This is a genomic window from Synergistota bacterium, from assembly GCA_025060595.1.
Lineage (GTDB): Bacteria > Synergistota > GBS-1 > GBS-1 > GBS-1 > 42-11.
Map to the genome: position 1 here is coordinate 1 of JANXBX010000017.1, position 14,429 is coordinate 14,429.

Sequence of the window (14,429 nt, forward strand, 5' to 3'; positions counted from 1 at the left end):
CCTTCGCATCCTCTGCAGATTTAAATATCCCCTCAATCACAGCTTCAACGGAAGCTGTATTATCTGCTATAAGTTTCTGAATTTCAACTATCCTATCCAAGGAAGCTTTTGCACGGCTTCTAGAAAGCTGAACTCCCTTTTCTATTTGTTCTAAGGCTGAACTTAACTCCTCAGTTGCAGAAGCCTGGGTCTGTGCCCCTTTTCTTATCTGCTCAAGCGCAACCGAGATCTGGGAAGCAGAACGATTTATTTCTTGCAATGTAGAGGAAAGCTCTTCAGCAGCAGAAGCTACTTCCTCAGCGCTTTTTGTAATATCCGTTGAGCTTCTCAGCTCATCAGCAAGCTCAGAAAGCTCCCTTGCAGCCTGTTCTGCCCCCTGCAAAGCCTGAGTTTGCTCAGTTATCGTCCTCATGATCTCTTCAATTGCAGAAGCCTGCTCTTCCGCCGCAGAAGATATGCTTTCCACGCTCTTTAAAGCTTCCTGCGTCGCTACATCAGACTGGTGAGCACCTGCAGCTATATCTTGAGCCCCTTTAACTATCTCCAACATATCTTTAACAATCTTTTCAAGCTGAAGAGTTATCTCTTTGCCTTTTTTAGCTTCTTCCTTTACACTTTGGGCAGATGAGCTTATACCTTCAGCAACCGTTTTAACAGCAGCTTGTATTTGAGAAATAAGATCCTGTATCTGCTTGGCGCTTTTCTCTGATGTCTCGGCAAGAGCTCTCACTTCATCTGCAACAACAGCAAATCCTTTGCCATGCTTGCCAGCACGAGCTGCCTCAATAGCAGCATTTAAAGCAAGTAAGTTAGTCTGATCAGCTATTTTAGCCACAGTTTTCACTATCTCACCAATGTTTGCAGACTGTCTCTCAAGCTCAGAAACTTTGTTAACCGATTCAGACTGTCTCTCTGCAGCTAAAACTATATTCTTAACCATGACCTCAATCAAACCGCTCACTTTTTTAATTAGCGTCTGAGCACCCTCTATCTTAGATACAGATGCTTCAGAGTTTTGCATTTGCTTCCTAATTAGATTAGCAACTTGCCTAAAAGCTGATAAACACTCCTGAGACGCTCCAGAAGCTTCTTCTGCCCCAGCAGCAATTTGCTCTACCGACTTTCTAAGCTCCTCAACAGCAGAGGCTGCTTCACTAACTCCAGATGCAAGTTGAGCGCTAGCCGAGGCAATTCGCTCCGCTATTTGCTGTTGCTTAGCTAAAGTTCTTGCTCTTTTTCTTTGAGTTGCAGCCTTCTCAGACACACCTTCACTTACAACATCAACACTTTCTACACCCTTCTTAACCAGGGCCAACCTTCTCCCCCCTTTTGTAAGAGCATAAAACTAAACCTTAACAGTACAACACTATTAAATTATTTTTATATAGCTGATATATAAAAGCAAGTGATCAAAAAAAAAAAAAAAAAAACTAATACGAACAGTTTTCTTCTGTTTTTCTTCTTTTTTTCAAAATCTTTTCCAAACAAGATCTTTTTACTTGACAAATAACCTAACCTATATTATAATCATTACAGAATTAAAATTATTACAAAGGAGGGGTTAGTATGGAGTGTGGTTTACCGCTTTTAGGGGAAAAGATAGCAGAGAGAAAGGTTAAAACTACTCACGGAGTTATTAACTTCCCGACCGATTATCAGGGCAAATGGGTAGTTCTATTTAGCCATCCTGCAGACTTTACACCTGTTTGCACTACAGAGTTTGTGGCATTTCAAAAAAGGATTGATGAGTTTAAGAAGTTAAACTGCGAGCTTATAGGGCTTTCTATCGATCAGGTTTTCTCTCATATTAAATGGGTTGAGTGGATAAAGGAGAAGCTTGGGGTTGAGATTACCTTCCCCATAATAGCTGATGATAATGGAGATATAGCCAAGTCCTTTGGAATGATAAGTCCGGCAAAGGGAACAAATACAGTTAGAGCCGTTTTCATAATAGATCCCAAGGGGATTTTGAGGCTTGTGCTCTATTACCCACAAGAGGTGGGAAGAAACATAGATGAGATAATAAGGGCTCTTAAAGCTCTTCAAACCTTCGACAATCATGGAGTTGCTACACCAGCCAACTGGCCTAATAACGAGCTAATCGGAGATAAGGTGATAATCCCGCCAGCCACGGATGTCAAAACAGCTCAGGAAAGACCGAAGAAGTACGAATGTTTTGACTGGTGGTTCTGCTACAAAAAGCTCTAGAAGCCTTGACCACCCCCCCATGGCCTCTCGCCCCCCCCCGCGAGAGGCCATTATTTTTTATGATAAAATATTCCTATGAGCGATTTTATAGATTTCTTGGTTTCCATATTTACCATAGTGAACCCATTAGGAAATCTAACGATACTTTTAAGCCTGACAGAGGACCTCTCCTGGGAGCAGAGAAAGAAAGCCTGTATAGTTGCCTCGGTTACCTGCGGAATTACGCTTTTTGTAGCTCAGTTTCTGGGGAGGGCCCTGCTTAATTTATTCGGTATTAGCATAGCATCCTTTGAGCTCGCAGGTGGAATAATACTAGTGGTCTTAATAGCCTTACCACTATTAAGAGGCCAAACTCCTAGCGCAAAGTTCTCCCCTGAAGAGCAAGATGAAGCAGCCATAGAGGGAAGGATAATAGAAACAGGAATAATGCCCTTAGGTATACCTTTACTTTCAGGACCCGGTGCCTTCACAACCGTTATGATACTTGCGGGAAAACAGGTTACCTTCGAGGGACATGCGCTTTTGGCTATAGCTATAATAATCAATGCGTTTCTATCTTACGCCATAATGATGTCCGCAAATCCAATTGCAGAGGCCTTAGGAAGATTAGGATTAAGGGTAATGAGCAGAATAATGGGATTATTCATAGCGGTAAGAGGAACACAGTTTATAATAAATGGAATAAAAGATGCTTTACCGCAAATCTTTGGAGGTTAGAGGAAATCAAGAGCTTGTAGAGCCCGCAAGCGTGTTGGGGGAGAAAAATCCCTTTTCAGGCTTTCATAGGTCCAGATAAGATGCGAGGCCATCATGGATATATCCCAGAGCTTTGCCCACTCTCTTGAGGCTATGGAAAATCTCCTGTGAAGCTCCTCATTGCTAAGAAGGAGCTTTATTTTAGAAGCGAACTCTTCCTCATCCTCCACAAGGAAGCCCGTATACCCAGAGTGAACGAAATCTGAAACCCCTAAGGCTTTAAGAGCTATAACGGGAAGACCAGAGGCCATGGCTTCAAGAACAACAAGTCCCTGTGTTTCCGTTAAGGAGGAAAATATGAAAATATAGGCCTTTTTATAAAGCTTTTTAAGCTCATCCTGAGAAAGCATCCCTGTAAAGGAAATCCTATCCCCTAATCCTAACTCCTTCACTTTTTTACTGAGGAAAACTCTATCCGGCCCATCGCCAACAAACAACGCTTTCCAGTCAAGCTCTCTTACCTTGTAGAGAACCTTTAAGAGAAATAGAAGGTTTTTCTCCTCCCCAAGTCTTCCAACGAAAAGAAGGATCCTTTCCCTCTTTGAGTCCCCTCCCTGAAAGTCTTTCCATTTAATACCTGTAGGGATAACCTCTATTGGCTTTCTAACTCCCTTTTCCATAAGATACCTCTTGATAGAAAAGGAGGGAGCAATTACAAGATCAACCTGGTTCGCATACTTTCTCACATATCTTTTTAGGAAAGCGATCGCAAGCTCCCTTTTCAGCGGAGCATAGTGAACATAGGCCTCATAAAGGGTGTGGAAGGTGTAAACTATGGGTATTTTAAGGGCGCGAGCCCAGAATAAACCTATCCTTCCTAAGAAGAAGGGGTGGTGAGCGTGAATTATGTCTAAATTAAGCCAAGAGGGGATAAACTGCTTCCAGGAAGTTAAGGGAAAGACTATGGGAGTTTGATGTATCCTCAAAGGAATAGGTGGAAGCCTTATGATCTTCTTATCATCGTCAGGAGGATTTTTATCCTTACCGTAGGATGGAGAAAACACATAAACCTCATGTCCTCTCTCCTCAAGAGCATCCCTAAAGAGCTTTATAGAAACAGAAACACCAGATATCATGGGAAAGTAGTTTTCAGTGAAGAAGGCTATCCTCATGATAAAAGCCTCGCTAAGAACTCCTCAGAGGAAAAGGTCTCAAGGTCTCCCTCCCTTTCACCGGTCCCAACGAGGAGTATAGGAAGATTAAACTCGCTCCTTAAAGCTATGACGATTCCTCCCTTAGCCATAGAGTCATATTTAGCTAGGATAACTCCGTCTATAGGGACGCTTCTTGAAAACTCCTCAGCCTGCCTTAGAGCGTTTTGACCTGTTGTAGCATCAAGAACAAGCAACCCTCTAGGAGGTCTGTTTAAAACCTTTTGGGTAACCCTACCAAGCTTCTTAAGCTCTTCCATTAGATTATGCTTGGTGTGCAGTCGCCCAGCAGTATCAACAAGAACATAGTCAGCACTTTTGCTTAGGGCAGAAGATAGGGCATCATAAAGTATAGCCCCTGGATCGCTACCAGGCTCACCCTTAACCACCCTTAATGAAAGCCTATCACCCCATATCTGAAGCTGCTCTATAGCGGCAGCCCTGAAGGTGTCACAAGCGGCTAAAATAACCGAAAAGCCTCTCTCTGAAAGAAACTTCCCTAACTTGGCTAAGGTGGTGGTCTTACCGCTTCCATTGACTCCCACGAAAAGCACTACCTCAGGCTTAAAAAGAGGCTTATTTAACCAAGAGGGAAGCTCATAAGAAAAAAGAGCCCTAAGCTTCGTCTTAAGAAGCTCCTTAGCCCCTTCAGGGGAGGAGGGCTTAGCCCTCTTAAGGTCCTCAACTAAATTTAACGCGTAATCTACTCCCACATCGCCCTCTATCAAAGACTCCTCCAAACTATTCCAGAACTCCTCATCTATCCTCTTTAAGGAGAATATCGCCTTGAACTTCTTCCACCAGCTCATCCTTAGGCGGACCTCCTTTTTCCTTTACCTTGAGTTCGTTAGCATGAAAGCTCAAGAAACGCCCACCATCAACCTCAACTATAAGCCTCCTATCGCTTAAATTTATACCAACTATCTCTCCCTTTTCACCATCAGGAGTTATAACCTTGCTTCCCACAGGAGGAAGACCATTCCAGAGCTCCTTGTAAACAGGATATTCATAAAGCAGACAACAAAGAAGCCTACCACAGACCCCTGAAATTTTAGCAGGATTTAGAACGAGGTTCTGCTCTTTAGCCATTCTTATAGATATAGATTCAAACTTGCGGAGAAAACCTAAACAACATACGGGCCAACCACACGGACCCAAACCCCCAAGAATCTTAACTTCGTCTCTGACACCTATCTGTCGCATCTCTATGCGAGTCTTAAAAATAGCGGCAAGATCCCTTACTAAAGCTCTAAAGTCAATCCTATCCTCAGAGGTAAAGTAAAAGAATAGCTTCTTCCTATCAAGCATATACTCAACTTCAACAAGCTTCATAGGTAGATTATGTTCAGCTATCTTTACCTTTGCTATATCGTAAGCCTTTTTCTCGTCTTCCAGGTTTTTCCTATAAGACTCAAGGTCCTCCTCTTGAGCTTTTCTTAAAATCACCGGAACTTCACTACCATCCAGAGAGTCGATCTCAAGGGGACGGCTTAAAATTCTGCCAAGCTCTAAACCCCTTGAGCTTTCCAAGACCCAAATTTCTCCAATCTCAGGGTTACATTCATTTATCTTAAATAGCTCTATATTCCTACACTTACTATATTTAACCCACACCAACCTCACGATTCACCACTCCCCCTTAATCTTGAAGAGTATCCTGTCAACAGCCATCTGAACGTTCAAGAACCTATCAGAAAGGCCCTCCCTTACAGCCGATATCTCATCTACTAGCTCCACCATATCCCCTCTTTTAAGCAGGATCTCTATAAGTGAATCAAGTAGGGCTACCACCTTCTCCCTATCCATATCGCCAAGCATACTTGAAAGCTCATAAAGCTCCCTTACTCCTCCGCTTTTGAGGTTAACTATCCTCTGCAAAAGTTCATCCTCAAGGTCGATTTCTCCCTCTTCCCCAATGAAAAGCACTTGACACCTTGAGGAAACAGTCGGAGGAAGAGCAGAAGGATGAGAAACGAGAAGAATCAGGTTGGCCCATGAAGGGGGTTCCTCAAGAACCTTAAGAATAGCATTAGCCGCAGGAAGGTTCATCTTCTCACACTCTTTTAAGATGAAGACCTTCCTCTCCGCCTCAAATGGCTTCAGCAAAACCTCCCCCCTAAGCTCTCTAATCTGAGATATTTTAAAGATAGCTCCTTCAGGCTTAATAACCTTAAAATCAGGATGCGTTAAACCTTCAACCTTGCGACAGTCATGACATTCACCGCAAGCATCATCCTCCATAACCTTGCAAAAAAGCGCCTGAGCAAACCTTATAGCAAGTTCCTCCTTAAGGCCCCCTTCACCGTAAAACATGTAAGCATGAGATACCCTCTTTGACTTCAAGGCTCTTTTTAAAAGCTCAGCAGCTTGCGGACATCTATCTTTAATCTCTTCTATCCTTCCAATCATCGATATATGTCTATCAGCAACCCCCTTATCTCCTCAAGCTTTGAGGCTAACCACAAAGCATCAAATTGCTTCCTTAAAACCCTATCAATAAGCTCCTCTAAGGCCTTATTAACCCTCTCAACCAAGATGAAGAGCTTCCCGCTTCTTCTGCTTATAACTTCCCTAACCTTATAGGCCTTCGATAGTACCTCTTTCAAGAAAGCCCTAACGAGCTCCTTGTATTTATTTAAGTTCTCAAGGCTCGGATCATCCTTAAGGGAAGATGCCGCCTCGTCAAGCTCTCTAAGTATATCATTAAGATCTCTCTCTTCTCCTTTCTCCTCGGTTTCGAGGGAAAGCTCAGCCTCCTTCAAGGTCTCAAAAAAGGGAGAAACGGTTAAGGAAACTCTCTTTTTCTTTCTTATCTCTCTTTCGGAAGCTCCTCCCCTATCGGAAACACTATCTATCCTCAAATGAGCTTCTCCCCCCTTAAAACCTCCAGGATTCTTTCAAACACCTCTTCCTCCCTCCCTGAAGCGTCTACTATCTTAACGTTCTTCCTATCCCTTGCAAGCTCAAGATAAGCAAGCCTAAGCCTCTTAAAAAAATCAAAGGACTCCATCTCTATTCTATCATCCCTTCTTTTCCTCGAAAGGGCAAGCTCAGGAGAAAGATCAAGAAGAACATAGAAGGGCTTTTCAGGTAAATCCAGAAGCTCCCTTTCAAGATCTTCAATAAAACTCAAACTTACCCCTCGAAGAAAGCCTTGATAGGCATAAGTAGATAAGGTAAATCTTTCCGCCACAACGTAAAACCCCATTTTTAAAGCCCCCTTTATAATCTCCTCACATAACTGTCTCCTTGAAGCGAAGTAAAGAAGAGCCTCTACAAATCCATCTATCTTCAAGGAGGGATCAAGGAGAATATCCCTTATTCTCTCCCCTAAGGGAGTCCCCCCTGGCTCCCTTACCCTTAAGGTAGAAAACCCCTTATCCTTCAAATGCCTTTCAAGAAGGTGAGCCTGAGTAGTTTTTCCAACGCCATCTATACCTTCAAACACTATAAAGGGCACTTATCTCCCTCTCTTTCTAAGCAGTTCATCTATTACTTCCTTAGGTATGTTAGGAAGAGGAGAGGTCGATGCTGTAGAGGAGGTTTCGGGAGAAGCCTTGCTAGTTAAAATGGCCCTCAGGTCTCTTATCTTAATAGCAAGATCCCCTGGTGGATTCCTCTTTTGAGCCTCTTCAAGATACAATAACGCTTTATCACTATCTCCCTTCTTATAGTAAAGGTAACCTAAGTTATAATAGGGAACAGGGTTTTTAGGATCGATCTCGGTAGCTTTTTTAAGATAGGGTTCCGCTTCATCAAACTTGCCTTTCTCCACCAAAAGCCCTCCTAATATGTTATACCCTTCAACAAGCTGAGGCTGTACCCTTACTATCTCGCGAGCCACCCTTTCAGCCTCCTCAAGCTTGCGCAAATTAACTAAAACTATAGAGTAATTTATCATCGCATTCCAATCGGTCTCTATTTCGAAGAACCTTTTCCATTCCTTCTCAGCCATGGGCCAGTTTCCCACAAGCATGTACGCCCTCGCTAGGGCAAATTGAGCCATTCTCTCCGTTGGATCAAGCTGAACCGCTCTACCAGCCATAGGCCCAACAACCTCATTTATGAACTTAGGGGACTTATCGCGAGACATTAAGACGAAGCATCGTGCTGAAAGAACCTGAGACCTAAAGGAGTGAATGTTGTAATAAAACACCCAAGATGAGATAGAAAGAAGAGGTATGAAGACTAAGGCTATCCTCCATTTCCCCTCTACCTTGAAGGATTTCCAAGCGCTTAATAGGTCGTCGCTTAGGCCAAAAGCCGTTGAAAACAAGATGACAATCAAAGGTCCATGAGCGGGAAGACGGAAAGGAAAGCTAAAGAAAGCGCTCGTTAATCCGGCCGAAATCCCTGAAGCTACAGCTAAATAGCCAAGGTTTCTCTCCCCCTTAACTTTTATAAGCAAAACCAATCTCTTATATAGGAAATATAAAAACAGCATAAAAGAAAGGAATCCACCTATACCGGTTTCGGCGAAAACTTGTAGATACTCGTTATGAGTACGACCAGCGTTTAAAGGAACTCCCCCCTTTAAGTCCTTGAGAAAGTCAGCTTGATAGTAAATATAATGGTAGTTGAATCTCCCCAGGCCCACACCTAAAATAGGATTTTCCTTTATCATCTTTAAAGTGGCTTTCCATATAAGGTTTCTTCCGCTTGTGGCTTGAAACACCATGCCCTCCGCTAACTGCTCAACCGTCCCGAAAACCCTTTTTCCAACACCTTTACCATGAGTCAAGGGAGAGGGAAGGTAGTATATAGCGAAAACTAACACTGCCACAGTCAGTATAACCCCTATTCGCTTTTTCAGCTCTAACGCTTTATACAGTATTCCTCCCCGCCAGGCAAACCAAATAATGGAAAATATAGCTATAGCCCAAGCAGCGAAGCCTTCTCTGCTTTGAGTGAGGTATATGCCCAAGCTTTGAATTATGGTAAAGCTTCCCCACAACCATCTTCTCCACCCTTCGCCTTTAAGAAACTTTATAAGAAGAAACGGAAAAGCGGTAGCAGCATAACCAGCGGCGAAGTTTTGATGTCCCATAGTAGAGTAAAGCGTAGGCGGTGAACCATCTCCTTTCCCTATCCATATATATATCCCATAATATTGAAGGATAATATATCCTCCCACAAGAAAGCCTAAAATAGCAACTAGGTTTTCAAGCTTATCAAACCAACTCTCGTCATTGCGTAACTCCCTTCTCCAGAGATAAAACATAAATATATAAAGAAAAAGAAATATGCCCAGCCTTAAGCTAACCAGTATGTTATTGGTTTTGATTAAAGAAAGAAGCGAAAATAAAAGCAGTCCTAGGACGGTAAGATCATCTTTCCAAAGAACCACGTTAAGTCCTTCTCCCGTCCTTAAAAACCATAGAGAGACCCATATACCAAGGAAGGCTATACCACCCACCAAAAAGTAGTACTTTACCCCATCATAGTAGTAAGTATATGGAGAGTAAGCAAGCGTTATAATTACAAGGGTGGCAAATAAGCCATAAACAACTCCCTTTGTTAGCCAGAAATCACTTCTTATTTTAAACTCTTCCCTTTTAGGTTTCCTTTTAGCCAAAACTTCTCCCCTCCTTAAAAGCTATTATACCTCTTTAAGGCCTCTTCGGCTAACGGTATATCCTCAGGGGTGTCTACCTCAACGCTTTCATAAAAGACCTCTACCAGCTTTATCCTATATCCGTTCTCTAATATTCTAAGTTGTTCCAGAGATTCAATCCTCTCAAGGTATGTAGGCTCCCATGAGGTGAAGGTAAAGATAAACTCCCTTCTAAAAACATATGGGCCTATGTGCTTATAATAGATGGCCCCTTTATTCCTCTCATAGGGAATTGGAGAGCGAGAAAAGTACAAAGCGTTATAGTTCTTATCAAATACCACCTTTACTACATGTGGAGAAAGTATTTCTGTTTCTCTTTCTATCTTCTTACAAAGAGTGGATACCTTAGCTAAAGGATCCTCAAGCAGGGCTTTAATAGCCATGTCTATCGCCTGAGGGCGGATCGTCGGATCATCCACCTGAAGGTTAACAACTATATCACAATCAATTTCCTTAGCGACCAAAGCAACCCTGTCAGTACCAGAAGCGCAATTAGACGGTGTCATAACAGCCTTAACTCCATAGCTTAAGGCTAAGCCCATTACTCTCTCATCATCGGTAGCAACTATAACTTCGCTTAAAAGAGAGCTTCCTAGAGCTCTATCTATTACATGAAGGAGAAGCTCTTTTCCAAGAAGCTTAACCAAGGGCTTACCAGGTAAGCGAGTTGAGCCATATCTTGCAGGTATGACAGCTATAGCTTTCAAAAGCCTTTCCCCCTTTCTCCCTTTAAATAAGAAATGAGCTTCTCAAGTGCCCCTTTCTCTCCCATCCTTTTTTTACCTTCTCTACTCATCTTTTCATAAACTTCCCTGTTCTTTAAGATATTATACAGCGCCTCCCTTAACGCTTGAGGATCATAGGGGACTAAAACCTCTGCTCCCCCTAAAAGTTTTTTCTGAATTCTCTTCCCTTTATCATCCACGCTAACTACAGGTTTACCAAGACCAGCAGCTTGTTGGTTAGCGGTCCCAGCAAGACCAAGGACAACCGTAGAAGATGAGAGCGCATCCCCAAGCTCAAAGGTTATAAATATTTTAGCATCTCCCTTTCTTAAGGCCCCCCAGAAGGGCGGGTTTTCTTCAGTAAACTGCCAACCTACCGATAAGGCTATCTCTCTAACCTTCTCAAGCTTAATAGAGGACGCAGGAATCATCAAAAATCCAAGCTTACCGTTAGATTGGGTCAAAAGGTAAACGGTTTCAAGAAGCATCGGAAGATCTCTATAGGCTTGTTCCCTGCTCCCAGGAAGGATAGCCACTATCGGAGAATCAAGGGATAAGGTTATCCCCTTTATATCCAAGGCATCCATTATAGGATTGCCCCAATAAAAGGCCCTTACGCCTCTTTTAGAAAGCTCTTTTGCGGTCTCCGGATCTCTAGTTAAAACTATCTCACACCATTTCCTCAAGAAATGCTTCTCAAAGGAGAAGTAGCCACGTATATAAACTGTCTTAGCAACGCCAAGGAAGACAGGCCTTACCCCTAAGGCAAATCTCGTAAAGGCTACAAGAAAGAAATCCCCTATACAGATATACTTATCGAAGTTCCTCTGCCTCCTTAAAGCCTTAAACTGCCTCCATAATATTTTGATAAGACCAGCCTTTATATCCCTTAAAAGATCCCTAAAGTAATATTTGACTATACCACCGCTTGGAAGAATAGCAGGAGGAGAAAGAACGGGAACGGTAAAGGTTCGACCGTCTCCAACCAGAGGAAAGGCATAAGGTTTAAACCCTTCCTTCTCAAGAAGATGACAGAGTTTAGTGGCTATAGCATCCTCTCCATGCCCATTTGATAAAACCAAAACCTTATATGTTAGAGCCTCTTCTACTCTCTTCCAGAAACTCTCGCTCTCATTAAGCTCGAGCTCAACTTCGCTAACGAGAAATGGAATAGAAGGCTTAAAATTGGGTGGCATGTTAACCTCATCCTTAGATGTGGTAACTATAAAATTAGCCCCTATGGAAAGGGCCTCCCTTTCAACCTCCCTTAACTCTTCCTCGCTATATCTATGGTGATCAGGGAAGAAGCGGGCAAAGCTCACTTTAAGACCCACACTCTCCAAATGCTTCACGAAAGATTCCGGATTTCCTAAAGCGCAAAGCGCATAAACAGGCTCACCTTCAAGCCAAAGCTTTTTCGCCCCAAAGAGCTCTCTTAAGCCGGTCGCTTTGTAGTCAGCGGTAAAAATACAGGCCCGAGGATTAAGCCTCCTTAAGGTAGCTTTAAGCTCCTTCAAGATAGAGGTAGATACCATTGAAGCCTTGGTAATTACTATCACATCCGCTCTTAACAAGGCTAAAGGAGGCTCCCTTAAAAGCCCTTGAGGAAGGAGCTTTCCTCCCCCAAAGGGATCTAAAGCATCTATTAATACTATGTCCAAATCTCTTTTGAGAGGACGATATTGAAAACCATCATCAAGTATAAGAACCTGAGCCCCTAAAAAGCTTACAGCAAATCTTCCGGAAAAAAGCCTATCCTTACCCACTAATACAGGAACTCCCCTGAGGCTCTTAGCGAGAAGATAGGCTTCATCCCCTGCCTCAAGAGCATCTAATATCACTTTTCTGCCATCGCTCACTAAGCCAAAGCTCCCTTCCCTTTTACCCTTGTAACCCCTGCTTAATATGGCAACCTTATGGTGAAGAGAAAGCCTTTTTGCAAGGTAAAAAACAAAAGGGGTCTTACCGGTCCCACCGCTTGTAATATTTCCTACAGAGATAACCTTAGCAGGTAGCTTTTCCGAGGATAGAAGCTGAGCATCGTATAAAAAGTGATATGTTCTTGAAAGAAGCTCGTAAATTGAAGATAGAAGAAACTTAAGGCTCAAAATACTCCCTCCACCAATATTCTAAAACAAGAAGAAGCCATATTCTGTGAGCTTCGTTACTTTTCCCATCTATATGATATTCAACTATCTTCTTAACGGCATCAAGCCTTAAAAGCCCACCTTTAACAAGCGCTCCATCATAAAGGGAACCCCTTAAGAAGGGAACCAGCTCACCTCTAAACCAGTGCTCTAAGGGGACGCCAAAACCCATTTTACCTCTATTTAATATCTCTTCTGGAAGGATGCCTTTTAGAGCCTTCTTAAATATGTACTTAGTCTTAAGCCCCTTAAGCTTAAGATTTGGGGGGATACGAGCCATCCTTTCCATGAAGATATGATCTAAAAGGGGAGATCTGCCCTCCAAGGAAAAAGCCATAGTAGCCCTGTCCATCTTAACGAGAAGGTCCTCCGGAAGATAAGACCTTACTTCAACAGCAAGAAGCCTATCTATCCCGCTAAGGTTTGAAAATCTCTCAAAAAGCTCTCTTAAATAATCCTCACCAGGATACTTTCTATCTTCCCAATTCGAACCTAAGACCTCATAGAAGTCCTCTTTCTTAAAGTAGGACATGCTTCCATAGTAAAAATAGAAGGAATCGCTTGATGATAGAAGCTCCAAGAACTTCCTAACCTTTCTTAAAAGACCTCTCCTCTTAGTGAGAGGGATTATTCTTCTTACGCCACCTAAAAGCCTAAAGCCAGGGATAGAAAGAAGCTTCTCCGATAAGATAAATCCTATGTATCTTTCATAGCCTGCAAAGTTTTCGTCTCCCCCGTCACCATTTAATATGACTTTTACGGATCGCGAGGCCTCTCGAGATATGTAAAGAGAGGGAATGGCTGATGAATCTCCAAAAGGCTCATCATAGTACTTTATTATCCAGGGAAGCGACTCCTCAAGGTTTGGAGAAACTATGAACTCCGTGTGATCTGTTGAAAACCTATCAGCCACTATCCTTGCATATTTTCTCTCATCATAATCGCTCCAGGTAAAACCAACGGAATAGGTCTTAACCTTAGAAGCGAACTCGCTTGCGAAGGCGGTAACGGCGCTCGAATCTATCCCGCCGCTTAAGAAAACGCCAAGAGGAACATCACTTATCAAACGGAGCTTAACCGATTCTCTCAAAAGCCCCCTTATAACTTCGCACCATTCCTCCTCAGATAGGCCCTCTTTGATCTCATAGCTTATATCCCAATATTTTTGAGGGGCGCTTACTCCCTTACGATCGACCACTATGAAGCTTCCTGGAGGAAGCTTATTTATCCCTTTAAAGGCACTTAATGGAGAGGGAATATAACCCAAGGAAAGATAGTAGTTTAAGGCTTCGAAGTTCGGTTCACACGGTATAGAAAAAGCCTTAACTAAAACCTTAGGCTCAGAGGCAAAGGCGAAAAACCCATTTTGAATGGTATAGTAAAGGGGCTTTTTACCAATTCTATCTCGAGCAATAAAGAGAGATCCGTTCTCCTTGTCATAAAGGCAAAAGGCAAACATACCCCTTAACCTCTCCAAAAGGGATATACCCCTTTCCTTGTAAAGAGCCAAGATGACCTCGGTATCGCTTCTCGTTCTAAAACTATAGCCTTTCTCCCTTAGTCTCTTTCTCTCCTCAAGAAAGTTATATATCTCTCCGTTAAAGACTATCCAGAGCTTCTCCTCCTCATCGCTCATCGGCTGATTAGCGGATTGTGATAAATCTATTATCGAAAGCCTCCTATGCCCTAAGGCAACATGCCTATCGAAGAAAACCCCTCCAGCGTCAGGGCCTCTATGACGAAGACACTCCCCAGCCCTCTCAAAGCTCTCAGGGTCCACCCTAAGATTGCCGCTTAAGCTAAAGATCCCATATATTCCGCACATAAC

Annotated in this window: 13 protein-coding genes; 2 read left to right on the forward strand and 11 right to left on the reverse strand. The window is 42.8% G+C overall.

Going from position 1 to position 14,429, the window contains the following annotated elements:
- Positions 1 to 1,315, reverse strand: a 1,315-nt coding sequence (locus tag NZ900_09230) for a methyl-accepting chemotaxis protein (GenBank protein ID MCS7234262.1), incomplete at its 3' end; no start/stop codon positions are given.
- 251 nt (positions 1,316 to 1,566) lie between these two features.
- Between NZ900_09230 and NZ900_09235 the strand changes: the two genes are divergently transcribed.
- Positions 1,567 to 2,208, forward strand: a complete 642-nt coding sequence (locus tag NZ900_09235; protein ID MCS7234263.1) for a peroxiredoxin — start codon at positions 1,567 to 1,569, stop codon at positions 2,206 to 2,208.
- A 75-nt stretch (positions 2,209 to 2,283) separates the two neighbouring features.
- Positions 2,284 to 2,925, forward strand: coding sequence for a MarC family protein (locus NZ900_09240; protein ID MCS7234264.1), 642 nt, complete (start codon positions 2,284 to 2,286; stop codon positions 2,923 to 2,925).
- Here NZ900_09240 and NZ900_09245 read toward each other — a convergent pair.
- Genes NZ900_09245 through asnB form a run of 10 tightly spaced genes read right to left on the reverse strand, consistent with a single transcriptional unit; the run spans position 2,922 to position 14,426 of the window.
- Complete coding sequence (locus NZ900_09245; protein ID MCS7234265.1) at positions 2,922 to 4,076, reverse strand: glycosyltransferase family 4 protein; 1,155 nt, start codon at positions 4,074 to 4,076, stop codon at positions 2,922 to 2,924. The two genes, NZ900_09240 and NZ900_09245, sit on opposite strands and share 4 nt — an antisense overlap.
- Complete coding sequence (ftsY, locus tag NZ900_09250) at positions 4,073 to 4,924, reverse strand: signal recognition particle-docking protein FtsY (protein MCS7234266.1); 852 nt, start codon at positions 4,922 to 4,924, stop codon at positions 4,073 to 4,075. Before ftsY ends, NZ900_09245 begins: the two co-directional genes overlap by 4 nt.
- Complete coding sequence (locus tag NZ900_09255; GenBank protein ID MCS7234267.1) at positions 4,872 to 5,738, reverse strand: stage 0 sporulation family protein; 867 nt, start codon at positions 5,736 to 5,738, stop codon at positions 4,872 to 4,874. Before NZ900_09255 ends, ftsY begins: the two co-directional genes overlap by 53 nt.
- A 3-nt stretch (positions 5,739 to 5,741) precedes the next feature.
- Positions 5,742 to 6,524 (reverse strand): hypothetical protein, encoded by a 783-nt coding sequence (locus NZ900_09260; protein ID MCS7234268.1) that lies wholly within the window; start codon positions 6,522 to 6,524, stop codon positions 5,742 to 5,744.
- Positions 6,521 to 6,976, reverse strand: a complete 456-nt coding sequence (locus NZ900_09265; protein ID MCS7234269.1) for a YaaR family protein — start codon at positions 6,974 to 6,976, stop codon at positions 6,521 to 6,523. Before NZ900_09265 ends, NZ900_09260 begins: the two co-directional genes overlap by 4 nt.
- On the reverse strand, positions 6,973 to 7,575 hold the full coding sequence (gene tmk / locus NZ900_09270; GenBank protein ID MCS7234270.1) for a dTMP kinase: 603 nt from the start codon (positions 7,573 to 7,575) through the stop codon (positions 6,973 to 6,975). Before tmk ends, NZ900_09265 begins: the two co-directional genes overlap by 4 nt.
- Entirely contained in the window at positions 7,576 to 9,690 is a 2,115-nt protein-coding gene (locus NZ900_09275) for a tetratricopeptide repeat protein (GenBank protein MCS7234271.1), read from the reverse strand. It lies immediately after the preceding gene.
- A 14-nt stretch (positions 9,691 to 9,704) separates the two neighbouring features.
- Positions 9,705 to 10,436, reverse strand: a complete 732-nt coding sequence (gene kdsB / locus NZ900_09280) for a 3-deoxy-manno-octulosonate cytidylyltransferase (protein MCS7234272.1) — start codon at positions 10,434 to 10,436, stop codon at positions 9,705 to 9,707.
- Positions 10,433 to 12,562: a lipid-A-disaccharide synthase-related protein gene (locus NZ900_09285; protein ID MCS7234273.1), complete on the reverse strand. Its 2,130-nt coding sequence runs from the start codon at positions 12,560 to 12,562 to the stop codon at positions 10,433 to 10,435. Before NZ900_09285 ends, kdsB begins: the two co-directional genes overlap by 4 nt.
- A complete protein-coding gene (gene asnB, locus NZ900_09290) occupies positions 12,552 to 14,426 on the reverse strand; it encodes an asparagine synthase (glutamine-hydrolyzing) (protein ID MCS7234274.1) in 1,875 nt (624 codons plus the stop codon). The genes NZ900_09285 and asnB overlap by 11 nt, the downstream gene beginning before the upstream one ends.
- Positions 14,427 to 14,429: the final 3 nt, after the last annotated feature.